The sequence below is a fragment of the Gottfriedia acidiceleris genome, assembly GCF_050457485.1.
In the GTDB taxonomy this organism is placed as follows: Bacteria; Bacillota; Bacilli; order Bacillales; family Bacillaceae_G; genus Gottfriedia; species Gottfriedia acidiceleris_D.
The window spans coordinates 1-23,564 of sequence record NZ_JBCMJM010000031.1 but is presented as its reverse complement, the minus strand read 5'-3'; the positions used below and the strand labels follow the sequence as shown (position 1 = coordinate 23,564).

The 23,564-nt window shown below is 31.9% G+C and carries 20 protein-coding genes and 3 pseudogenes; 18 read left to right on the top strand and 5 right to left on the bottom strand.

Annotated features, from left to right (window positions below):
• Positions 1–252 precede the first annotated feature (252 nt).
• The 3 genes and pseudogenes from ABEY15_RS23490 to ABEY15_RS23480 all read left to right on the top strand — a co-directional run bounded on the left by ABEY15_RS23490 (position 253) and on the right by ABEY15_RS23480 (position 2,279).
• Entirely contained in the window at positions 253–705 is a 453-nt protein-coding gene (locus tag ABEY15_RS23490) for a GNAT family N-acetyltransferase (RefSeq protein ID WP_429892391.1), read from the top strand.
• A 114-nt stretch (positions 706–819) separates the two neighbouring features.
• A pseudogene (locus ABEY15_RS23485) lies at positions 820–1,035 on the top strand (RtcB family protein); the annotation flags it as partial.
• 284 nt (positions 1,036–1,319) lie between these two features.
• Positions 1,320–2,279, top strand: coding sequence for an RtcB family protein (locus ABEY15_RS23480; RefSeq protein ID WP_429892390.1), 960 nt, complete (start codon positions 1,320–1,322; stop codon positions 2,277–2,279).
• A 547-nt stretch (positions 2,280–2,826) separates the two neighbouring features.
• On the opposite strand, the gene ABEY15_RS23475 is transcribed toward ABEY15_RS23480, so the two are convergent.
• Positions 2,827–3,315 (bottom strand): GNAT family N-acetyltransferase, encoded by a 489-nt coding sequence (locus ABEY15_RS23475; protein WP_429892389.1) that lies wholly within the window; start codon positions 3,313–3,315, stop codon positions 2,827–2,829.
• A gap of 208 nt (positions 3,316–3,523) precedes the next feature.
• Here ABEY15_RS23475 and ABEY15_RS23470 point away from each other — a divergent pair, with 208 nt between their 5' ends.
• Both ABEY15_RS23470 and ABEY15_RS23465 read left to right on the top strand, forming a co-directional pair.
• A complete protein-coding gene (locus ABEY15_RS23470; protein ID WP_429892388.1) occupies positions 3,524–4,045 on the top strand; it encodes a hypothetical protein in 522 nt (173 codons plus the stop codon).
• A gap of 221 nt (positions 4,046–4,266) precedes the next feature.
• Positions 4,267–5,031 carry a 2-phosphosulfolactate phosphatase gene (locus tag ABEY15_RS23465; RefSeq protein ID WP_429892387.1) on the top strand — a complete coding sequence of 255 codons (765 nt, stop codon included), beginning with the start codon at positions 4,267–4,269 and terminating at the stop codon, positions 5,029–5,031.
• Between the two features lie 22 nt (positions 5,032–5,053).
• Here the strand turns inward: ABEY15_RS23465 and ABEY15_RS23460 are convergent, their stop codons facing one another.
• Positions 5,054–6,313, bottom strand: a complete 1,260-nt coding sequence (locus ABEY15_RS23460; protein ID WP_429892386.1) for a TolB family protein — start codon at positions 6,311–6,313, stop codon at positions 5,054–5,056.
• A gap of 157 nt (positions 6,314–6,470) precedes the next feature.
• Between ABEY15_RS23460 and ABEY15_RS23455 the strand changes: the two are divergent.
• Positions 6,471–6,888 (top strand): annotated as a pseudogene (locus ABEY15_RS23455) (NUDIX hydrolase).
• Between the two features lie 45 nt (positions 6,889–6,933).
• On the opposite strand, the gene hpt reads toward ABEY15_RS23455, so the two are convergent.
• The gene (gene hpt / locus ABEY15_RS23450) at positions 6,934–7,461 is read right to left on the bottom strand and encodes a hypoxanthine phosphoribosyltransferase (RefSeq protein ID WP_429892385.1); all 528 of its coding nucleotides are present in this window, start codon (positions 7,459–7,461) and stop codon (positions 6,934–6,936) included.
• Positions 7,462–7,634: 173 nt separating this feature from the next.
• Between hpt and ABEY15_RS23445 the strand changes: the two genes are divergently transcribed.
• Together ABEY15_RS23445 and ABEY15_RS23440 are read left to right on the top strand one after the other, a co-directional pair.
• A complete protein-coding gene (locus ABEY15_RS23445; RefSeq protein ID WP_429892384.1) occupies positions 7,635–9,173 on the top strand; it encodes an FAD-dependent oxidoreductase in 1,539 nt (512 codons plus the stop codon).
• A gap of 7 nt (positions 9,174–9,180) precedes the next feature.
• Positions 9,181–9,462, top strand: a pseudogene (locus ABEY15_RS23440) (SDR family NAD(P)-dependent oxidoreductase); the annotation flags it as partial.
• Positions 9,463–9,649: 187 nt separating this feature from the next.
• Here the strand turns inward: ABEY15_RS23440 and ABEY15_RS23435 are convergent.
• Positions 9,650–10,192, bottom strand: coding sequence for a GNAT family N-acetyltransferase (locus tag ABEY15_RS23435; RefSeq protein WP_429892383.1), 543 nt, complete (start codon positions 10,190–10,192; stop codon positions 9,650–9,652).
• A 163-nt stretch (positions 10,193–10,355) separates the two neighbouring features.
• Between ABEY15_RS23435 and ABEY15_RS23430 the strand changes: the two genes are divergently transcribed.
• The 9 genes from ABEY15_RS23430 to ABEY15_RS23390 all read left to right on the top strand — a co-directional run bounded on the left by ABEY15_RS23430 (position 10,356) and on the right by ABEY15_RS23390 (position 21,361).
• Positions 10,356–10,808 carry a VOC family protein gene (locus ABEY15_RS23430; RefSeq protein WP_429892382.1) on the top strand — a complete coding sequence of 151 codons (453 nt, stop codon included), beginning with the start codon at positions 10,356–10,358 and terminating at the stop codon, positions 10,806–10,808.
• A 227-nt stretch (positions 10,809–11,035) separates the two neighbouring features.
• The gene (locus ABEY15_RS23425) at positions 11,036–11,380 is read left to right on the top strand and encodes an SHOCT domain-containing protein (protein ID WP_429892381.1); all 345 of its coding nucleotides are present in this window, start codon (positions 11,036–11,038) and stop codon (positions 11,378–11,380) included.
• Between the two features lie 42 nt (positions 11,381–11,422).
• On the top strand, positions 11,423–12,334 hold the full coding sequence (locus tag ABEY15_RS23420; protein ID WP_429892380.1) for an AEC family transporter: 912 nt from the start codon (positions 11,423–11,425) through the stop codon (positions 12,332–12,334).
• Between the two features lie 137 nt (positions 12,335–12,471).
• Complete coding sequence (locus ABEY15_RS23415; protein ID WP_429892379.1) at positions 12,472–12,981, top strand: Gmad2 immunoglobulin-like domain-containing protein; 510 nt, start codon at positions 12,472–12,474, stop codon at positions 12,979–12,981.
• 433 nt (positions 12,982–13,414) lie between these two features.
• Positions 13,415–14,083 (top strand): response regulator transcription factor, encoded by a 669-nt coding sequence (locus ABEY15_RS23410; protein ID WP_248266815.1) that lies wholly within the window; start codon positions 13,415–13,417, stop codon positions 14,081–14,083.
• A gap of 14 nt (positions 14,084–14,097) precedes the next feature.
• The gene (locus ABEY15_RS23405; protein WP_429892378.1) at positions 14,098–15,486 is read left to right on the top strand and encodes a HAMP domain-containing sensor histidine kinase; all 1,389 of its coding nucleotides are present in this window, start codon (positions 14,098–14,100) and stop codon (positions 15,484–15,486) included.
• Between the two features lie 229 nt (positions 15,487–15,715).
• Positions 15,716–16,177, top strand: coding sequence for a hypothetical protein (locus ABEY15_RS23400; RefSeq protein WP_429892377.1), 462 nt, complete (start codon positions 15,716–15,718; stop codon positions 16,175–16,177).
• Between the two features lie 118 nt (positions 16,178–16,295).
• A complete protein-coding gene (locus ABEY15_RS23395; RefSeq protein ID WP_429892376.1) occupies positions 16,296–16,940 on the top strand; it encodes a hypothetical protein in 645 nt (214 codons plus the stop codon).
• Between the two features lie 329 nt (positions 16,941–17,269).
• A complete protein-coding gene (locus tag ABEY15_RS23390) occupies positions 17,270–21,361 on the top strand; it encodes a S8 family serine peptidase (RefSeq protein WP_429892375.1) in 4,092 nt (1,363 codons plus the stop codon).
• 80 nt (positions 21,362–21,441) lie between these two features.
• Here the strand turns inward: ABEY15_RS23390 and ABEY15_RS23385 are convergent, their stop codons facing one another.
• Positions 21,442–22,266 (bottom strand): aldo/keto reductase, encoded by an 825-nt coding sequence (locus tag ABEY15_RS23385; protein WP_429892374.1) that lies wholly within the window; start codon positions 22,264–22,266, stop codon positions 21,442–21,444.
• Between the two features lie 663 nt (positions 22,267–22,929).
• Here ABEY15_RS23385 and ABEY15_RS23380 point away from each other — a divergent pair.
• Positions 22,930–23,493 carry a beta-class carbonic anhydrase gene (locus ABEY15_RS23380; protein WP_098427824.1) on the top strand — a complete coding sequence of 188 codons (564 nt, stop codon included), beginning with the start codon at positions 22,930–22,932 and terminating at the stop codon, positions 23,491–23,493.
• Positions 23,494–23,564 lie beyond the last annotated feature (71 nt).

Sequence of the window (23,564 nt, the reverse complement as noted above, 5' to 3'; positions counted from 1 at the left end):
AAGTGTAAGAATGTTAATTTTTTCACATAATATAAAAAATTAAATTAGTTTTTCATCTTCAATATTATTATAAGTTAATTCATATGAAAACCTAAATTTTGGAAATTTAATAGATCATTTTTTTATTATTAACTTTACAATTAAAAATTACTATTTTTCGTAGGGTATATCACCTTAGTAACGATTAGAGGAAATTAATGAAATGTACCGAACTAACTAATAGATTAATTAATAGTTAGAAGAGGTGACATGATGGAAGTAGTTCGCGCAAAATCAGAACATATTACAGAAGTAGCAAATTTATTTGATCAGTACAGAATGTTTTATAAACAAGAAAGTAATTTAAACGGGGCGATTGATTTTATAACAGAACGAATCAATAGCAAAGATTCTGTTATTTTTCTTGTGAAAGAAGAAAATCAATCTATGGGATTTACTCAGTTATATCCTTCATTTTCTTCCGTATCAATGAAAAAGTTATGGATATTAAATGACTTATATGTAACTGAAACGGCAAGGCAAAAAGGGGTAGCTCAATTGTTGTTAAATGCAGCAAAGAAATTTGCAATCGAATCGAAAGCAAAAGCATTAGATTTACAAACTGCGATTGATAATAAATCGGCACAAGCATTGTATGAAAAAAATGGCTATTTAGTTGATAAAGAATTTCTTTCGTATTCATTAAATTTAGAAAATCTAAAGTGATCGTCAAATCATTGTAGCTAATAAAATTAATCAAAATCTAGAACTATTATCAAACGTTTTGAAATAGTTTAATAAAGTTAGACCTTAAAATAAACTAACTTGAAGGAGAACATGATGCTTACTGTTAAAGGCTCATTTAATGAAGCAAAAATATTTACAGATAATGTGGAACAAGGAGCAATTGGGCAAATTATTGAACTATGTAATCAAGAGTTCGTGAAAAGCTCTAAAATTAGAATTATGCCTGATACACATGCAGGTAAGGGATGTACAATTGGAACGACAATGACGATTCAAGATAAAATTGTTCCAAATCTTGTTGGGGTTAACTAAAACGGCTCCAACGTTAAAAAACTCGCTCAATTGCTGGAAACCCTAACGTAAAATATAGTCGAGGGCAATCAGCAGCCAGAGGCTATGGTGACATAGTCAAATGGTTCAGAGACTTGCACGTTGTTAGCAGACGATTGTGCAGAATTATTCTACTGCCTAATGTCGGATAGAATAATTAACACGGCGGGCCTACATAAGGAGCTGCATACTCCGATGATTGTAGAGAAGGTATAGTCCACTCTCTAAGAAATTAGAGGTTAAAGTACGATATAGGTTGCGGAATGGAAACAATAAGAGTTTCACAAAAAGAAATCGATTTTCAAAAATTAGATGCAGTCATTCGTAAACATGTTCCATCAGGGTTTTCAATTCGAAATAATAAACATGAGTTTGTGAAGAAAATTGATTTTTCAAAGCTGCACTGCTTTAAAGAATTAAATGAAACTAGAACAAAGCTAAGCTTAGGTTCACTTGGTGGCGGAAATCATTTTATTGAGTGCAATGCTGACGAAGACGGAAATATTTATTTTGTTATTCACTCTGGAAGCCGAAATTTAGGTAAAGTTGTAGCGGAATTTTATCAGAAAAAGGCGTACGAATTATTAAAGAGCCAGTCAGAAAATCGTTCAAAAGTCATTCAGCAATTAAGGGATGAAGGCCGTGAAAAAGAAATTGAGACTGTTCTAAAAAGCCTTCCGTCGCAATATATTCCAAAGGATTTAGCTTATTTAGAAGGAGTTTGGTTTGATCGATATATGCATGATATGGCAATTGCCCAAGAATATGCTTTATGGAACCGGAAGGCAATGATGGATGAAATCGTAAAGAATATGGATTTAACAGTTGTTGAACAATTTACGACTGTCCATAATTATATTGATATCGAAAATATGATTCTTCGTAAAGGAGCGATTTCCGCTCAAAAAGGTGAGAAAGTATTGATTCCGATCAACATGCGAGATGGAAGTTTAATTGCAATCGGCAAAGGTAACCCAGATTGGAACTATTCGGCTCCTCATGGTGCAGGTCGAATACTTAGTCGTTCAAAAGCAAAGGCAACTCTTTCACTTGATGAGTTTAAAGAAACAATGAAGGATGTTTGGAGTACTTCAGTTTTAGAGAGTACACTTGACGAAAGTCCAATGGCTTATAAGGAAATGAAAGAAATCATTGAAAATACTAAGGATGCAATCGAAGTTATTAAAGTCATTAAACCACTTTATAATTTCAAAGCAAATTAAATCTATTTATATTACAAAACAAAGCCACCTTTAGGGTGGTTTTAAGATTGTTGAAAAATAAAATGGTCAAACGTATATTAAATGAACCTTATTGATTAAATAATTTTTTGATGATTTATTATTGATTTTAAATTAAATATGTTTGAGCAGTTTTTTAATATCAGCAAACTTTAGTAATTGTTTTATTCTGTGAAGTTTAAATTATATAAGAGCTAATTTTTTGAAAAACAAGTTCAAATGATTATTATAATAAGTTATGTTCAATCTTAATTGAAATACAAACTGATTAACAAGCTTTTATGCTACTCTAAGTAAAGGATATTAAATTAGGTTTTTAGTGTAAACTTTTTTTGATGAATAAGTTGATTGGAATGGAGGGATGCTCGACTCCTATGGGATAAGCGGGAAGGCTCTCGCCCCATGGAAAGCGAGCATCCTGTAATGGAAATCAACATCACTATACACCTTTTACGAAAATTTGGTGAATAATTAACAAGATTGTTTTTCAAAAGCGTTAAAGCCACCTATACGGTGGCTTTAATTTAAATTAATTTTCTATAATTTCATACGTATCAAACTCTTGAATTGTCTTTTTATTCTCATCAATTCTTTCAGTAAAGTTCCCTTTTGTATAATAATTAATTACATTTCTCCAAAAAGCCTTGGCAGGTTCATTTTTTTCAATTTGTGAGATACTCCATTTTCCAGGAAACAGATTGAAAAGTTCAATTACAACTTTCTTACCAAAACCATGCCCTTTATATTTTTCAATAATAAAAAACTCTTCTATACAATTTGAAGTTGATTCTAATGACGCCTCAATTATAGCGAATCCGATTAATTCTTCTTTATACAACACAAAAAAAGCGTGATAATCTAGATCCTGCCAGCATTTTTCCAAATTAAACTTATGGTAAGAGCCGTTTTCCCCTAGCTTAATTTCAGGAAGATATTTAGTAAATTCATAAATATAAAATTGCATTAAATTCTGTAATTTTGATTCCTCTTCTTTTTTTACTTTAACAATCTTTATCAAAGATTTCCCCTCCAATGTCTAGTTTCAATATATATAAATAGTTGACTAATTATAGTAAAATCCCTTTATTTTTAGCATGAAATATAAAAGGAAATAGTTTACAAGTGTTGAATAACAAGTAAGGAGTAAAAAAGGAGGACTTAGCTATGTCGTTTAGGTGTATGCTCTTTTCCTGAATAAAATAAATATCTAATAAGGAAGTTATATCATGAGTAAAAAGGTTATTACATATGTGCTAATTTTTGTAGCATTAGTGAGCATAGTTACTTACATATCAATAAATTTTAATTCAAAAGAAAAAGCAGTTAGTTTCGCTATTCATAAGGATTTACCAGAATTAAAAAAAGTGGATTATAAATTGGTTAAGATCCCGAATAGTTCATACATTCTTTGTATTACTGATATACCGCATAGTATATATATATTTAAAACATCATCGTTTTTAAATATGAATTTTGCTTCTATTTCAGGTGCAGAGCATTTGTATGCCGGAGATGGAAAGGGAATGCATTTTTTAAATGATCAACTAATTTATGGATTTGATAAGGATCGCCCAAAAGGAAAAGCAATCTATGTAGATGGTGAAAAAATGAGAACGGTGTATCTGAACAAGTACTTTAAAACAAGTAAATATAAGATGAATTATAAAGATTTAGTGTTCTATTATCCTAATAAGCCGATGAAGACAACTAAAAATAGTTTAGGGTATACAGAAGTTACATATCATTAGACGTTTCAGACTGCCCTCTAAAGCCTCGCTTTCTTCGTTACTGCGCCTATTTGCGGTGCTCATTACCGTATAGGGTCCTTAGCAGGCTTCAAGACAAGCGCTTGCAATCAGGCTGAAAATCAATTTTTAAAACTTTTCTACACACTGAGCAATACTTTTAAAGAGAGTATTGCTTTTTCAATGTATGACATTTCTAAAAGATTAATAAAAGGGATGAGAACATGTTCGATCAATCTAATTATGAATGCCGTGTAGAGTGGGGAAAAAGGGGAGCTAGGGAAGCAGCGGAACGCGGGGATATTACGATTATTGTTGATGTTCTTAGTTTTTCATCGACCGTTGTTTCAGCAGTATTTCAAAACGCAATCGTTTATCCATATCCACCAAATTTAGATGGGAAAGCTTATGCTAAAAAGATTGGAGCGGAGTATATTTTAGGAAGAAATGAAGCGGCAGATTTAGGGAAGGCAACACTTTCGCCGGTCTCATTTAATGAACGTCATGCCAATAATAAATTTGTTTTAAGTTCTCTAAATGGGGCATTTTGTTCATGGATCGCTTCAAAGGTGCCAGCGTTATTGATTGGTTCTTTACTTAATGCGTCTTCGGCTGCAAGTTTGGCTAATCGTCTAAAAAAAGAAAAAAATGTTAATATAACAGTCATTCCGTGCGGTGAGGTTTGGAATGATTTACAGGAAAATGAGGATGCACTGCGACCTTCTATTGAAGATTATCTAGGAGCAGGAGCAATTTTAGCAGAGTTAGATGGAACAAAATCACCAGAAGCGGAAGTTTGTATTGGTGCGTTTCTTCACTCGAAACATAAAATTAAAGAATTGATTTGGGAATGTGGAAGTGGAAGAGAGCTGAGAATGAAGGGATTTGAAGATGATGTTACGCACTGTAGCCAATTAAACCATTTTAAAGTAGTACCAGTATTACGAAATGATTGCTTCGTTAATGGTCTTGAAATCGAAAAAGGATGAAACTAAATTCATCCTTATCCATTTATTGCTCAAAAATAGCGTATGAACTAACATTTTTTAATAAAATTTTAGGTTTACTACCATCCAAATTGGCGATCCATACATTACCGACAACATCTAATTCGCCTTTTCTAGTCCACGTTATTTTATTGGTAGACTTAGAGTAGACTGGGGTATAATCTCCCTTTCCAGTTGGTGGATTAGTTATTTTTAATTGTTTATGAGTAGAAAGATTAATCACATTTAATGAGGGTTTTGGTCGTTTCTTTTCATCATTTGACCACTCACTTTCTTTTACTCTTGAAACAACAATCGATGTATCATCACACCATGTAAATCCTAATTCAGCATAATGTGGCGGTGTTAAATTTGTTGATGTAAATGCTGGCATTTCAGTAATATTCATCTTTTTATTTTTGTATCCGAAAACTAATCTGCCACCACCAGCAATATATCCTAATATATTTTTAGTTTGAGCCCATTTTGGATTATCTAAATGTAAAATAATTTCATCTTGAACTTCAAAAACCTTTCCATCTGAAGAAATGATACAAAGCATGTCGCTATCCATAGACCAAGATGCTGTTGGGTTAACTATAAAAGAAATCCATTTTTGATCGGGCGAAAATTGAAATGTTGACGCATTTATGGACGGAATGGAAGTATTGCCTTTTGTTAAGGTTTTAGGAACAACAAAAAATTGTTTTACAGTACTTGTTACGCTAGTAATATTTTTTAAATCTTTTGGTAATGTGATTTTATATAAAACTGGATTTGTCCACCCGTCCGGATTTAGTGCTGCGGCTGATGAAGCTATAAAGCCTTTACCGTTTGGAATCCAATTATAATCATCCACACCTAGTGCAATATTGTAAAAATTTTTAAAATCAGAAACGTTCAACACACCACTATCTAGAAATGCAAAAATATTTTTAGTAGGGGACCATTTTGGATTCTCACCATCGGAAATGACTCTTTGTTCTTTTTTTGTTTTCATATTATAAATCCATATTTCTGAGCGAGTAGGATATGATGCTGTAGGACCAGTAGGTATTTCTTTTTGGTACATTAAATAATTTCCATCAAATGACCACTCGGGTTGATTCGTATAAACCCCTTTTGCTTTTGTTATTTTTTCCTCTTTATTATTTATTTTTATCCAAACAAATCCATCGCGAATAAATGCAATTTTTAGTGGGTTAGCAGTAGTTTCCGCGTAACTATAGTTCGGAAAAATTAAACAAACAACCATCAAGAAAATGAGTAGTAATTTGCGATTCATAAATTCACCCCGTTTACTAATTTTGAGTTATTTTTCCCAAGAAATTATATAAATATCAAAAGGGCGATATTGTTAGATCAATCATTTTCAGGCCGGATAAAACATTAAATGATCGAATAGATAAGTTATATAAAGTAACTAAAAGAGGTGGCTTTTCATGGAGAAATGGATTGGGGCAGCTGGTATTTGTATTAATAGTAAAGGGCAGATTTTAATGGTTCTTCAAGGCAAACCTGATGAAAAAAAACTTTGGGCAGTTCCATCAGGTGGTTTAGAAAAAAAATGAATCGATTGATGAGTGCTGTAAAAGAGAGATACTCGAAGAAACAGGATATGAAGTCGAAATAATTAAGCAATTATTTATAAAAGAAGGGATCTCGTATGGTTTTCAAGTAGAAGTATATTATTTTGAGGTTAGAATTATTGGTGGCTATGCTAAAATCCAAGACCCTGATCAATTAATATATGAAATTGCTTGGAAATCAGCAGATGAAATTCTTAAATTAGAGCTTAGTTTTCCGGAGGATCGAAACTTATTAATCGACTTAATTAATAAAAAAGTTAACAAGAAATAAAAAAAGCCGTTTGATAAAAAATCAAACGGCATGTTTTTGATTAAATTAATATTCTTCTACAGTTGCGATATACGGTAGATTTCGAAATTGCTGTGCATAATCAATTCCATAGCCAACGATAAACTCATCTGGAATGACAAAACCTACATAATCAACTGGTAGATCGATTTTTCTTCTTTCAGGTTTATCTAATAAAGTACAAATCTTAATCGATTTTGGCTTATGCATTTGAAGATGGTCACGTAAAAAGTGCAATGTTAGACCACTATCAATGATATCTTCAATTACCACCACGTTTTTATCTGTGATATTCTCATCTAAATCTTTTAACAATCTTACTTTTCCAGTTGATTCAGTTTGATTACTATAGCTGGAAACAGAAATAAAGTCTACATTAATATTACTTTTCATTTCACGTACTAGATCAGCTGCAAATACAAATGATCCTTTTAAAACAACTACAAGGATTAGTGGTTCGTTATTAAAGTCATGTTCAATTTGTTTGGCAAGTGCTTTTACTCTATTTTTTAAATCAGTTTCAGAAATTAAAGTGTCTTTAATTCTATAAGCCATGTAAATTACCCTCTTTACTAATTATTAACTATTTTTTTACTTCGTTAGATGAGCATTCATCATTATCTCCATTTTAACAATATTTACTAATTAGTAGTATTGAAAAGTTAGATTAATGAACATTCATCAATTTGGTAATAATAACCACATAATATAAATGGAGGTATTCAAAGATGAATGAAAAGATTGATTATAATGGCTTGCCGAAGCACTCAAAGCCAATATGGAGAAGTGGACTAAATATTCCTACTTTTAATCCGTTTAACGATGACGAAGAGTTTGATGCCGTAATTGTTGGTGCCGGAATTACAGGAATTTCAACCGCATATTTTTTAACACAAGCGGGTATGAAGGTGGCTTTACTTGAAGCGAATAAAATAATTAATGGCACAACCGGCCACACGACTGCAAAAATAACGGCGCAGCATGATTTAATTTACGATGAGTTAATTCAACATTTTGGATTAGAAAAGACAAAAATCTTTTATCATTCTACTAAAAATGCAATGGATTTTATTAAAAAATATACGAATGATAACCAAATAGAATGTAATTATGAGACCCAAGATGCAACAATTTATACGACTTCAGATGATTATGTAAGAAATCTAGAAAATGAATTGAAAGCCTATGAAAAGTTAGGAATCGACTCATTTGGAGCAGTAAAAACATTATTACCTATTGATACAAAATATTCGATTACAATAAGGGATCAAGCTCAGTTTCACCCACTAAAATACTTGATTCATTTATTAAAAGCTTCAATTGAAAACGGATTAAAGGTTTATGAAGAAACTGTAGTTATTGACGTTGAAACAGGTAACAGTCCAGTCGTAGTCACTCAAAGTGGAAGAAAAATTAAATGTAAGCATGTTGTTAGTGCATCCCATTTTCCTTTTTACGATGGTAATCAAATGTTTTTTACGAAATTACATGCTGATCGTTCATATGCCTTAGCTGCAAAAGTAAAAACAGCATATCCAGGAGGCATGTACATAAGTGCGGAAAATCCAAAAAGATCTCTAAGATCATTTAAATATAATAATGAAGAACTAGTACTAATTGGTGGAGAAAGTCATAAAACTGGTGTAGAAACTCGTACTATGAGTTTTTATGAAAATTTAAAACTTTTTGGGGAAGAAACCTTTGGAATTGAAGATGTATTATTCAGATGGTCTACCCAAGATTTAATCACTTTAGATAAAATGCCTTATATTGGTAGACTATCATCAAAACATCAAAACATTTACGTAGCCACTGGTTTCCGTAAATGGGGTATGACTAGTGGAACAGTCTCTGCCCAGTTAATTAGTAATTTAATTTTAGAAAAAGAAGCAGTTGATGTTGATGTATTCTCTCCTTCGAGATTTCAAGCAGATCCTAGTATCAAGCATTTCTTAATGCAAAACATAGATGTAGCTAAACATTTAATTGAAGGGAAATTAGAGCCTGTTTCTAGAAAAATAGAAGAGTTGTACAATGATGAGGGCTCAGTTGTAACACTAGATGGGAAAAGAGTTGGAGCATATAAAGATGTAAATGGTAAAGTTCATTGTGTAGATACAACTTGTACTCATTTAGGTTGTGAGGTCGAGTGGAATAATGGTGAAAAATCATGGGATTGTCCTTGCCATGGCTCAAGATTTTCAATTTATGGTGAAGTATTAGAAGGGCCAGCCGATCAACCTTTAAAACAAGTTTTTGTTCAATAACTTAAAATCGAAGGGGGCCGTAATTATGATGACGAAATCAGCAGCTCTTGAATTAGCTGAATATGGCATACGAGTTGTTGCGGTTGCACCTGGCGCAGTTGATACACCAATCATCCAAGGATATAAAGACAAAGGAATTATTGATATGATGAAAGCAAAAGTAATGGGGAATAAATTAACTCAACCAGAGCAAATTGCTGGCACAGTTTACTTACTTTCTTTAGAAGAAGCAAGTGCAATTAACGGTAGTGTAGTAATGGCAGACGAAGGGTATGCATCATTTAAATAAATAAAATTAAGGCTGTCTAATCATAATTAGGCAGCCACAGTCTGTAGACAAAGTACATTAAACTTGATTTTCAGACTGATTGCAAACGCTTGTCTTTCGAGGCGCGAAGCTTGGTGAGGAGCGGAGTTACCTTTGACGGTAATGAGCACCGCTCAACAGGCGAAGCAAAGAAGAAAGCGAGCGTTTGTCAACAGTTTGAATCATATTCCATCACATAACAATCTCTATATTCGCCTTCATGTAACTCATGTTTCGGAAGTAATCGAATTTTTTTAAATCCACATTTTTCATAGCATTTAATCGCACGTACATTCCATGTTTGTGGATCTACTACTACTTTTTTTGCGTTTTGATTATTTACTAAGAAATTCACCATTGATGAGACAAGTAAACTTCCAATCCCACGATTCCAGTAATCAATTTCACCAATAAATTGATCCATTCCGCAAATAACTTCACTTGTATTATCATATCCATATTCAATTTTTGATTCATCGTCTAATTTATAAAATTGTATATAGCCTATCTCAATATTTTCATAAACTACGATACACATAAGAATAGAGGGATCTTTAGTAAAAAAAATACTTTTAACTTTTTCAGAGTTGAACGGATTATCTCGACCTTCATAATATTGAAGGACTTTAGGATTCGAAAGCCATTTTGCTAGAAGGGGAACATCACTTTCTTCTAATTGACGAATAGTAAGCTTATTTTTTTGTAAGATCACGTACAAACCTCCTTACATTTTGAATTAAAGTTAATTAAATCATAGCATCTTGGAGATGTTCTCGAGGAGATTAAAATTCAGAATTTTTTAAAACTAAAGAGCATAGTGCTAAAATATAAAGGACTTACAAAATTGCTTTAATCTGATGAGAGGGGAAAAAGCGATGATTAAAAGTATATATGAAACTCATTTGGAAGTGAGAAATTTAGAAGAATCCATTATATTTTACGAAAAACTAGGTATTAAGCTTGCTCATAAAATTGAAGAAAGAAGAGTAGCTTTCTTTTTTATTGGTGAGGACAAACAAATGCTCGGACTTTGGGAGGTAGAGATAGGTAAGGAATTTCACAAGGGCCACTTCGCTTTTGGCGTAAGTCTTCATGAACTAGAGAATAGTGTTGAATGGCTTAAAGCGAGAGGGATAAAACCAACTGAAAACTTTTTTGGATTAAATCCAATTGAACCTGTAGTACATACTTGGATGCCAGCAGCAAGTGTTTATTTCCAAGATCCTGATGGAAATAGTTTAGAGTTTATTTCGCTACTTGATGGAGAAGCAATAAAAACAAATGAGGTTTTGTATTTAAGTGAATGGAAAGAAAAATATTCAAAATAACTCGTTGATATTAGATTGAAAAAATGTTGCTAAATCATTTTAAATAAGGTGATAAAAAAATTTTAAAATCCACCTAAATAGGTGGTTTTTTATTTTTGCAATAGGTATTTAAACATAATTTGTCGAATATAGTTATTTCGAAAGCAAAATAATATTTTATCAAATTTTAAGGTCAAAGCTTCTATTTCATTCAGTAAATTAACTTTAAAATGAAAAGAGGTGGAAATTTGAGAAAGATTCGAGTTAAACCAAGTAAAGGGCAGTCATTTTTTGGTTTAATGATTGGTATTATTTTTATTGTCCTCGGTTTTACAATTGTAATACCAAAAGCTGGTTTGTTCGGATTGTTATGGATCGGAATTGCGCTAATGATTACGATAATCAATGGATACAACGTTTTTGGTGATCGTGGTATATCCAATTATGGAGTAAATGTTGAAAAGTATTTTACAAGAGAGAAAGAGGACTTTGAAGTGAAACTTCGTAAATTAAATAAATTAAAAAATGACGGAGTAATCACAGAAGTTGAGTTTCAGAAACAAAAGGAAAAAATTTTTAACCGAGATATGTAGATAAAATAAAAAGCGGTTGATCATCTGAAAGAAGGAAAAGAAATGGTAATAAAATTACTACTAGAAGTTATGCTACCTCTATTTTTTTATGTTTTATTAGGTTATTTATTTAATCGCCTTTTTAAACTTCACTTACGTACTTTAACAACCCTCTTAGTTTATTTATTTCTTCCAGTTGCAGTATTTATGAAAATATATGAAAGTCCTCTATCTGGTAAAGTTGCAGGTGTTGTTTTATTTTACTTGGTTATTCAATTTGTCTTCATGTCTCTAATTTCAACATTAATATGTAGATGGAGAGGAATTGAAAAATCTATGCAAGGTACATTTGCTAATAGCATCGCATTAAATAATTCAGGAAATCTTGGATTGCCAGTAAATGCGTTAGTTTTTAAAAATGATCCTTTTGCATTGAGTATTGGAGTTTTAATCGTTTTATTTCAAAATATAATGACATTTACTGTTGGGGTATATAATGCAGAGGCTTCAGTTCAAATGAAAGAAGCAATTATGAAAATGTTAAAGCTACCAATCATATATAGTGTATTACTTGGCTTTATCCTTCAAATATCTCATGTGAAATTAAATCATGAATTGGTTACCATTTTAAATCCTATTACTGAATCATTCGCCCCATTTGCGTTAATTACACTTGGAGCTCAATTAGCTGAATCGGGGAAAGAAATTAGCTGGAACAATTTAGCGATTAGTAACTTCTTAAGATTGATTGGTGGTCCGATCATTGCATTTGCCCTTATAAAAATTTTCGGTTTTGAAGGTGTGGTTGCAAAAGCCCTTTTTATAGGTAGTGCCTTCCCAAGTTCAAGAAATAGTGCATTACTATCATTCAAAGGTCCGCATGCAAGTTTTGCAGCACAAACTGTCATTACCTCAACTATATTAAGCAGTCTAACTTTACCAATAGTAATACAACTTGCTAGTACGTTCTTTTAATGTGTTAAAAAATTCATTCCTATTCTTAGAAGTCCACCTCGGTAAAAATGCATTTCATCTTTTGCTAAAAATAAATAATTTGATTCAGAACAATATTTAATCTGCAGCAATAAATTAATTTAGGGGTGATTAATAGAATGAAAAGACTTTTATTTATTGGACTTATAATTTTAAGCATATTCTGTTTAACAAGTTGTCAGTCAAGTGACTACGGTAATGGCAAAAAAGATGATCATTCATCACAAGTTGATAAAGGAAATACACCAGATAAGGGAACTAATAATCCACCTAAAAAGGATGAAACTAAGCCACCAGTTAAAGTATTTACACCAGTTGAAAACGATGCATTTAAAGTCACTTCAGTCGTAAATGACTCAACAGGTAAAAATGTGTTAATTGTTGAAGGGAAAGCTAGTGTTTTTGAAGCAACATTTCTTTATCGAATAGAAGATGGTCATAATGTATTAGCGGAAGGTCATACAATGGCTGATATGGGTGCTCCAGAATGGGGGAACTTTAAATTAGTAATTAATTATAATCAACCAACTAGTCCAAATGGGGTACTTACTTTATATGTAGCAAGTGCAAAAGACGGCCAACCAGAACATATAATAAATATTCCGATTCAGTTTCCTAATTATAAATAAGGAAGGAAGATTAGGAAAATTGATTTTAAAATCAATGATGATCACTGTAGTGTGACTTCCTTCATTGACAAATTATTTTTTTAGTATGAAAATGACTTTAGCAAATGCTAAAGTTTTTTTGATATTTAAAGAAATTAACTTTAAAAAATTACATAAATTAAGTGGTAATAAAAAAGATTTTACCTAATCTTATGGCAAGCTTTAAATATATTCTTAAATAAATTTTAATCGTTTTTAAGTGAATTTATTAGAAAATGTACACAATAGGTAGTAATATCAAGGTTATTAAGTTAAAGTATTAAAAATTTCTAATAAAACTCTAATTGAATTTTAAAATATTCGTAAAGCCATTTTCATCTTAAACAGATATCCTTATACAATACAAATAATATTTTTATAGATGTTATTATAAAAAAAATGAGGGATAAAATATATGAAAAAAATATTAATTATAGAAGATGAGAAAGAATTAGCAAATTTTATACGATTAGAATTAGAGTATGAAGGAAATGAAGTTCATATTTCAAATGATGGTAGAGACGGTTTAAACCAAGCGATCGACCAAGAATTTGACTTAATCTTGCTTGATTTAATGCTTCCTAATTTAAGTGGTATTGAAGTTTGTAGACGAATTAGAGCGCATAAAGACACACCAATTATTATGATTACAGCTAGAGATAGTGTTTTTGATCGAATTTCTGGTTTAGATAGTGGTGCAGATGATTATATTTCAAAACCATTTGTTATTGAGGAACTTTTAGCTCATATGCGAGCAATCTTTAGACGTATCGATCGTTCAACAAATTTACATTGCTTAAAGTTCAAAGATTTATCTCTAGATTCTGCAGCTCGAGTTGTTAAAAAAGATGAAGCAATCATCGATTTAACTAAAAAAGAATTCGATTTATTGTATCTACTAATGAGCAATGTAAATCGTGTATTAACTAGAGAAATTTTATTAGAAACAGTATGGGGCTATGGATCTACAATTGAAACAAACGTAGTGGATGTTTATATTAGCTACTTAAGAACAAAACTAGATGATAAAAATAATACCTATATTCACACTGTAAGGGGTACTGGGTATGTAATGAGGATGTAGAGGTGGATCTTACCTTGTTAAATAAGCTTTCGATTAGATGGAAAATAACAATTACAATCGCTGTGCTTATGTTTGTCATATTTACATTATGTAATCTTATTCAAAGTGCTTTGATTCAAATGTCAGTCATGAATCAGCAGCAACATCGTATTGAAAAGAGATTATATGATACGTCAGCTTATTTAGATGAAGAATATAAAACGAAACGACCTAATGCAGCGTCTTTTGCAGAAAACAAATCATATTTTGAAAAAATTATACAAAATAATGAGATGATTCGATTAATCGATAAAGATGGAAAAGAAATATTTACAGTTTCAAGAACAATGCCTAAAATTCATATTAATAAAAACGACTTCGGTAAAATCCAAAAATATAGGCTACACAATCAAGAAATTTTAATTAATAGTAAAGTGTTACATTATAAGAATTTTGACGGTGTATTAGAAGTTGCAATGAATGTAGAAATCTTTTCGAAATTAATTAAAGAATCTTTCATGATTCTCATTCTGGGAACAACCATTTCGTTAATTTTAAGTATTTTAAGCGGTTATTTCTTATCTAAAAAAATATTAAATCCTATTAAAAATTTAAATCAAACAATGATTAAAATAAAAAATAATCAATTAAAAGAGCGAGTTTTTGTAGGAGAAACAAAAGATGAGCTATCTGAACTCGGTCTACTCTTTAACAAAATGATGGATGAGTTAGAGGCTTCGATTACAAGACAAAAGCGATTTGTTGAAGATGCTTCTCATGAATTAAGAACACCATTAGCAATCATTCATGGTCACTTATCACTAGTTAATCGCTGGGGGAAAAAAGACGAAACTGTTTTAGAAAACTCGTTAAATACATGTATTAATGAAACAAACAGAATGATTATTTTAACGAATGAGCTTTTACAGTTAACGAAGCTAGAGAAAAATAGTGAAAAGATCGAACAGTATGCTCCAACAAATATTAATGAAGTATTAAATGAGATCATAAACAATTATCAGCTGTTACATGAAGATTTGGAAACTCACTTCCACACTCCTAATCAAATTGTCGATAAAGCAAATATTGCAAGAGAACATTTAATGCAAATATTAATTATTTTATTTGATAATGCAGTTAAATACAGTAAAGAACACACTATTATCGATATAACTACAGCTCAAGTTGCAAACAAGATCGAAATCAAAGTGAAAGACAACGGAATCGGTATTAAAGAAGAAGATATCAATCATATATTTGACCGATTTTATCGAGCTGATAAAGCGAGAAGTCGAGCTAATGGCGGTAATGGTTTAGGCTTATCAATAGCAAAAGACCTAATTGAAAACTATGGTGGAAATTTACAAATTACAAGTGAAAATGGAGAAGGCACAACTGCTGTTATCACATTAAATACAATTTAGATAAGACGGTGTATCTAAATTCTCCATTAAGAAGTAAAAACACAAGATCTGTTACAGGATCTTGTGTTTTTTTTGTATTTAGTAATATATTGTAACTATATTAATCATAAATAAAGCATTCCCTATTCTCATCATCTCGGTGTAAATCTCATCAATTTAATAGTTTAGTGTCGTATTTTATGATAAAGTTGAATAAAAAGAAAATTCTTATAATTCGGAGGGAACAAAGATGAGCTTTGTTAGTATTGCTATTAATAATGCAATTATGATTGAAAGTCTACGTAGTGCTGGTGTAGAGAACATTCAGTTAATAAATGCTGTGAAAGAAGAGAATTTCGAGTTTTTAAATCAATATGGTAATGGTTTTCCTGACTGGGAAACATTAATAAAACTGTACAAAAACGATGAAGAGAATTTTAATAAAATTATTAATGATGGCTATCAAATCAAATTTTTAACAAAAGGCTCATTAATGACTTTATTAAGATATAAATTTGGCATTGAAGTTGAAAAAGATTATGAAGATATGGGAACTGCAATTCAAGGAATTTATTTATCTGAAGAAGCAATTAATCTAATTAAATATACTCTTGCAGCAAATTGGAGTTTAAGTACATATGTTGATGAAAAAGATGGGCTGAAAAAAGTACGTATTGAATTAGTAAAAGGTAGTGAAGCTGTAACAAAGTAAGTTATATGGATTAATTTAGAAGAGGGACAATTTATAGAAATTGTTCCTTTTTTTACTAACTATAAAAGGGAAATCAACTAACGGAAACAAAAATCAAAAACGAATAAGGAGTAAAGCAATGGGAGTAAAAAAACTATTTTGGGAAGATCCTTATCTTACAAAAGCCACTGCAATTGTTACGGAAGTAGATGGCAGGAATGTTACTTTAAACGAAACCATTATTTATGCTTTTTCGGGAGGGCAACAATCAGACTCTGGGCGAATTGGTAATTATGAGGTGATTGAAGCTAAGAAGGACGGATTAGATATTATCTACACTTTACCAGAAAATCATGACCTTCAAAAAGGACAAGAAGTATTAATTGAAATCGATTGGGAGAAACGTTATCGAATTATGAAGCTACATTTTGCTGCAGAAATCATCTTGGAGCTAATGTATCAAAACTATAATAATCCTGAAAAAATTGGTGCAAATATTACTAGTGATAAAGCTAGAATTGATTTTTATTGGGATGGAAAAATCTCTGAAACATTTCCACTTTTAGAGACAAAAGCAAAGGAACTTATAGATGCAGATTTGGAAATAAATAGTGAGTTTGATGACCCGAAAAATCAAAGAAGATATTGGGAAATCAAAGGTTTTGGTAAAGTTTCGTGCGGTGGGACACATATTAAGCGAACAGGGGAAATTAAAGGAATAAAGCTAAAACGAAACAATATAGGTGGAGGGAAGGAACGGATCGAAATTTATTTGATTATCTAAATAGAATATTTGAAATCTAAAAGACGAACCTAAAGGCTAGTGTGAAAACTGTTAGGATCGTTTTTTTTTTTGTAATTTTTTATAAAATCCAGAACTTTAATAAATTAGCACAATTATTTGGTGGAAATTTGTCGAAAATAACTCGAAAACGACGGAAACCTTGAAAAATATAGATAAAAATGTCCCAATTGACCAAATATTAGAAAAATTTATAATTAAATTTAATGAGTCAGAGTAAGGTAAATCAATATTTTGGTATGCCATTACTTAGTAAATGTAGTTTTAGTAAGGACGAGAACAATCGTTATTCATTTGAAAAGAGGGATTAGGTGGAAAAATTAAAAATTGAAAAGTTTAGTAGAGTGTTAAAAGGCTCTGCAGCAGCAGCCATATTTTTGGGAATGTTATTACCAACAAGTCAAAAAGACTATGTATCTGCAACAGCTATACATGGCAAATCATCTGAACAAATATTAGCCTCGTTGACCCAAGAACAAAGGGATGCTTTAACGAAGCTAAAATCGATTGAGAGCTATGGATTACAAGGATTTGATAAAAATGACTTAAAGAGTAGTTCTGATATATCTGTTATTGTCGAATTCAAATCCAAGCCTGAAAAGGTTGCTATTCTTGAATCTGCATTAGAAGGGAAATCTTTAACTTCCTCTGAGGCGAAGAGTAGGGTTAAACATGATCATACTGCCTTTGAAGAAGATTTAATGAAAATCTTACCAACTTCTAAGGAGAAAAGCGGCGGGGATCAATATAAAATTACTCGTTCATTTGATACTGTTTACAATGGGGTTTCTATGAAACTACCAGCGAATGAAGTTGAAAAACTATTAAAATCTGATTCAGTTCAGGCCGTATATAAGAGTGTTGAATTTTCAATTGATCCACCAGAAGAAACGAATTCTAATGAGGAACAAGAATCTACTAAAAGAATTGAGAGCATTCCATTTTTAGAGGTAGATAAGTTGCATGAAGAAGGTATTACAGGGAAAGGTGTTAAAGTCGGGGTAATTGATACAGGAGTCGATTATCATCATCCAGATTTGAAAGATGCATTTAAAGGCGGATATGATTTAGTAGATAATGATCCAGATCCGATGGAAACTACATATGACGATTGGAAAAAATCAGGCCGCCCTGAGACTGATCAAAATCTTTCAACTTACTATACGAATCATGGTACGCATGTTTCAGGAACGATTGCGGGTAGAGCAAAAAACACTGGCGGTGTAGCAGTTAAAGGAATTGCACCTGATGCAGACTTATACGTTTATCGTGTATTAGGACCATATGGATCTGGGCAATTAGAAGATATTTTAGCTGGTATTGAAAAAGCAGTTGAAGATGGAATGGATGTTATTAATTTATCTCTTGGAGCAAACATTAATGATCCAATGTATCCAACAAGCACAGCGGTAAATAATGCTGTGCTGAATGGTGTAACGGCATCAGTTTCAGCGGGAAATAGTGGGCCGAACTCTTATACTCTAGGTTCTCCGGGAGCGGCTGCACTTGCATTAACGGTAGGGGCAAGTAGTGCACCTATTCCAGTAACTAAATATACAGGTATTCTTAACGGATTAGAAACAGCTTATCAATTAAGTACACTATATAATGACTTTGTTTCAGATTTAAAGGTATTTAATAATGAAACTTTTGATGTAGTTGATTTAGGGGTTGGAAATGACTCTGATTATTTAAATAAAGATGTAACTGGAAAAGTAGTATTTGTAAGTACAGGTGTAATTGGCACACAGTCTAAAACTGTATATGCAAAAAATCACGGAGCTCGTGCAATCATCGCTTATAGTAATATTCCAAATGGAGGTCCAACACAATTCGTAAAGGAAGACCAAAATTTTATACCTGCTTTTTCTATGAGCTATGAACAAGGCTTAGATTTTAAAGCGCAATTAGCAGCAGGTCAAACTAAAATGACTTTTAAAGATTTTAAAGAAGTTAATACTGATGCAGACAAACTTGCTAGCTTCAGTTCACGAGGACCTTCTCGAAGCAATTACGATATAAAACCAGAAATTACAGCTCCTGGTGTAAGTGTGCTATCTAGTGTACCTTCTTACTCGATTTATAAGAACGACCAAACTAATTATAAGTACGCTTATTTTCGTATGTCAGGTACGTCAATGGCAGCACCTCATGTTACTGGAATTTCTGCTTTATTACTTCAAGCAAATCCATCGCTTGAACCAGGTGATATAAAAACGATTTTAATGAATACGGCTAAACCTTTAACAGATAGCTATAGTGTGTTTGATGTGGGAGCAGGCCGCGTAGATCCATATCGGGCTGTTCACACTGGTATGAAAATACAAGTTCAAGATGAAACAACTTTCCCATTAAATGGTGAGAATGTAAAAGTAAAAGAACAAACAGGTGGGCTTAGCTTTGGTAGTCACTATGCAAATGAGGAAGTTTTAGTCGAAAAGAAATTAAGCTTTACAAATTTAGAAAATAAAATGAAGAAGTTTAATGTAGATGTTAATTTTCAAACAGATGTAAGAGGTTCGCTAAATGCTAGCGAAAACAATGTGATTGTAAATATTCCTTCAGAAATTAAAGTTCAACCTTCTGATTCAAAGAAAATTCCCGTTTCTATTACTGTGCCAGCGAGTGCTAAAGCTGGTATTTATGAAGGTTATATTATTGTGACAAATACAGAAGATGAAAATGAACAATATCGAATTCCATTTAGTGTTCGAACAACAGAGGAGGGATTTAAATCAACAACACTATCTTCAAAGTCAATGTCACCTCCATTTTTACATGTAAAACGAAGCTATAGTGTTACTCAATATATTGATCTGATTTATAATTTGAAAGCACCAATGAAACGAATGGACATTGTTTTACAAGATGGTAAAACTGGAAATGATTTAGGAGTTATCGGTACAGTAGATTTAAGTTCATCATACGATAGTACAAATTATTTATTAAGTGCTTTCTTTAATGGTACTTACCACGCTTATACTGGAAATTTAATTCAGCCTATTTCGCCTACACTAAGTTATGTAAAACCTGGGCCATATCGAATTAAATTTATTGGTACAAGTGCAAGAGATAAAGAATTTATTAACTACAGTGACTTATATATTGATAATAATATTCCAACAATGTCTACATCTTTTGATGGAAATGAATCACCTGTTATGGAATATCAGCCTGGTCAGAAAACAATTCCGGTTCAAGTCAAAGTAACCGATGATGAAGTTGCTAAAATGAATGAATTTGGTATGAACGTAGACCTATCAGTTAATAAAGTGAATTATTCAGTAAATGGTAACTTCAACCCTGTTCTTCCAGTGAGAGCAGATGGAAAAATTGATTTAACTGTACCAATGAATGAAGCGAGCTCACTTTTGACTTATACTTTGAATGGTCTAGATGCGGCAAATAACACGACGCAAAAGAAAAATTACTACTTTGTTAAATCGGGTACACCTTACGGATATGTGAAGACAGATAATGTAAATGTAAAAATGGGTGATACAGTTAATGCTACATTTGTATTAAACAATGTTCAAAATCTAAAATCAGCAGAATGGACGCTTAATAATATTGGACAAAACTTTGAGATTTTAGAAGCGAAGGCAAACGACGCACTTAAGGATTTTGGTGCGACAGTAAATGTTGAAACAACTGGTAATAATTCAAAAGTAAAGCTTACTTTAGATGAAACTAAAATTGTTAGTGGAAAAATTCCTGCAATTAATCTTAATTTAAAGGTGAAAAATACAACATTTGCGGTAAGTGCACCTTTAAATCCAACAATTGCTTATACGAATGATCAAGGTACTCGTATTACCCTTTCTTCTGCAGGAATGGAATGGTTAATTCAACCAACATTTTCTGAAGTATTTGGAACATTGAGTGCCGAAGCCTCAATATACAATCGAAATTGGAATTGGTCTACTTCTGGAGCGACTGTTCGAGTAATTGATGAGAATGGTAAAGTATATGATGGCTCATCATCTCTTGTAAGTTATGGAGATTACAAAATTTCTAATCTACCATTAACGACTAAACCGTTTATATGGGAACTAAAAGTACCAGGTCATTTTACTGTGAAGCGTGAAATCCCAATCGGATTAGATAAGAATGGTACGATTTGGGGACAGACATTACAATATTTTAGCGATAAAGCAACTGCGGGAGACGTTAACGGAGATGACGTAATCGATGTGTATGACGCGCTATATATTCAAACATATTGGGGAACAAATAAACGAAGTGCAGATATTAATAATGATGGAATTGTAAACACAACAGATTTCCAATTTGTAGAAAAAAATTACTTAAAACAAAATCCTTCAAACCAAAATGCACCTATTCCGAAAAAGAAATACAAAACGCAAACAATAGATACAATAAAAGCACAACTTGGAATTTAAATATTGGAAATGGCTACCTTTCAAAGAGGTAGCCGTTTTTAAAAATATCATCTGAATCCCTATATACTTAATCAAGCTTCTTAAAAATCAAAATTATCAGGGTCTGGACCTACACGTTTATTTGCATCAAGTGTAGCAATTTGTTGCATATCATTTGATGAAAGCTCGAAGTTGAATACATCAAAGTTTTCTTGAATTCGTGAAGGTGTGATTGATTTAGGAATAACGATTACATTGCGTTGTAAGTGCCAACGGATGATGACTTGAGCGGTTGATTTACCATATTGATCCGCAATCTCTTTTATAACTGGATTTGTTAAAGCTTCGCCACCTTGCATTAATGGGCTCCATGCTTCTAATGCAATGCCGTTTTTATGACAATATTCATGTAATTCGTTTTGTTGAAACATTGGGTGCAACTCGACTTGATCGACCATTGGTTTAATATTGCGATGAGCTGCAATATCTTCTAAGTGATGGACATGAAAATTTGATACACCAATTGCTGGCACAAGCTTTTCATCGTAAAGTCTTTCTAATGCTTTATATGTATCCAAATATTTTTCTTTTACTGGCCAGTGAATTAAATAAAGATCAACATAGTCTAAGCCTAATTTTTTTAAACTTTCTTCATGAGCTTTTAAAGTTGAATCATAACCTTGATCAGCATTCCAAACTTTTGTTGTAATAAAAAGTTCATCACGGGATACACCAGATTGGCGAATTGCTTCACCTACTTGCTCTTCGTTTTGATAAACAGCTGCAGTATCAATATGACGATAACCTACTTCGATAGCTGTTCGGACTGCATCTACACCATCTTCTGGTGACACACGCCACACACCTAAACCTAATTGAGGCATTTTAACTCCATTATGTAATGCAATAGAATGTTCAAACTTCATTTTAATTCCCTCCTTATTAAAGACTAAGTCTAGTGTACAATATAAGCTTTAAAAATAAAAAAAATTGAGAGTATTTAATAGGATTTTAAACATAAAGCTTTTCAATTTGTTAATTGCCTGACAGTATTTTTACCATACAAAAAATAAAAATTAAACGGTATAAATGAAAACATAATTTTAGAATAATACTATAAATGAGTGCAAAATGGTTGTATATTTTGAGCTTTTCCTTCAATATAAGTATAGGAAAAAGGTTCTTAATTCTTGATTGGAATTAAGCTACATTTAAAACAATTTGTATAAATCTATTATATTTTATAACAAGAAGGGAGGGACGTTGCCTAATTGTTTGCTATTAAAAGATAAATTCATGATATAATTATTATACCTACTGTGAATCTAGGGGGTTGCGTAAGTGACTTCTGCATTGGGTAGAACCATGATAGTGAGTAGGCTAAATAACAGACGAAAACCAAGCCAATCAAAAAAGTTGAGACTATTTATATAAACGATAATTCAGCTATGTAGGATTCGTTGTATCCGAATTTACGCCCTCGGAGTGTTAGACTAAACGAGAGTAGCTTAGGCAAAATCGGACACTGAGAACAGGGAAGCAAACATTAATTTATACATACCTATAAAGAAATGGCAACGGGGAATTTTATGTTAGATCAAATTTTAGATTTTAATAAGAAGTTTGTTGAGAATAAGGAATATGAGCAATACATAGCTTCAAAGTTTCCGAATAAAGAGGTAGTAGTTGTTACTTGTATGGATACACGCCTAGTTGAGCTTTTACCAAAGGCTCTTGATATTAGAAACGGTGACGTGAAAATGATTAAAACGGCTGGTGCAGTTATTGCTCATCCGTTTGGTTCAGTTATGAGAAGTATTCTAGTTTCAATCTATGAACTTGGGGCTAAAGAAGTATTAGTAATCGGTCACCATGAGTGTGGAATGGGTAATACAAATCCTACACGTATGAAAGAAAAAATGGTTGAACGAGGAATTAAAGAAGAAAACCTAGAAATTTTAGGTTTTTCAGGTCTAGATTTAGACAAATGGTTAACTGGTTTTACGAATGTTTACGACAGTGTTAACCACAGTGTTTCAATTATTAAAAACCACCCACTTGTTCCAAAAGAGGTTGAAATTCATGGTTTAGTAATTGACCCACATACAGGAAAATTAGAAGTAGTTCATCGAGATGAAAAAACTGCAGAATAATGATTTAAACAAAAAAGTTATCCTTTAAGTAGGATAACTTTTTTATGTTTTTGAAAAACAACCTTGTCAAT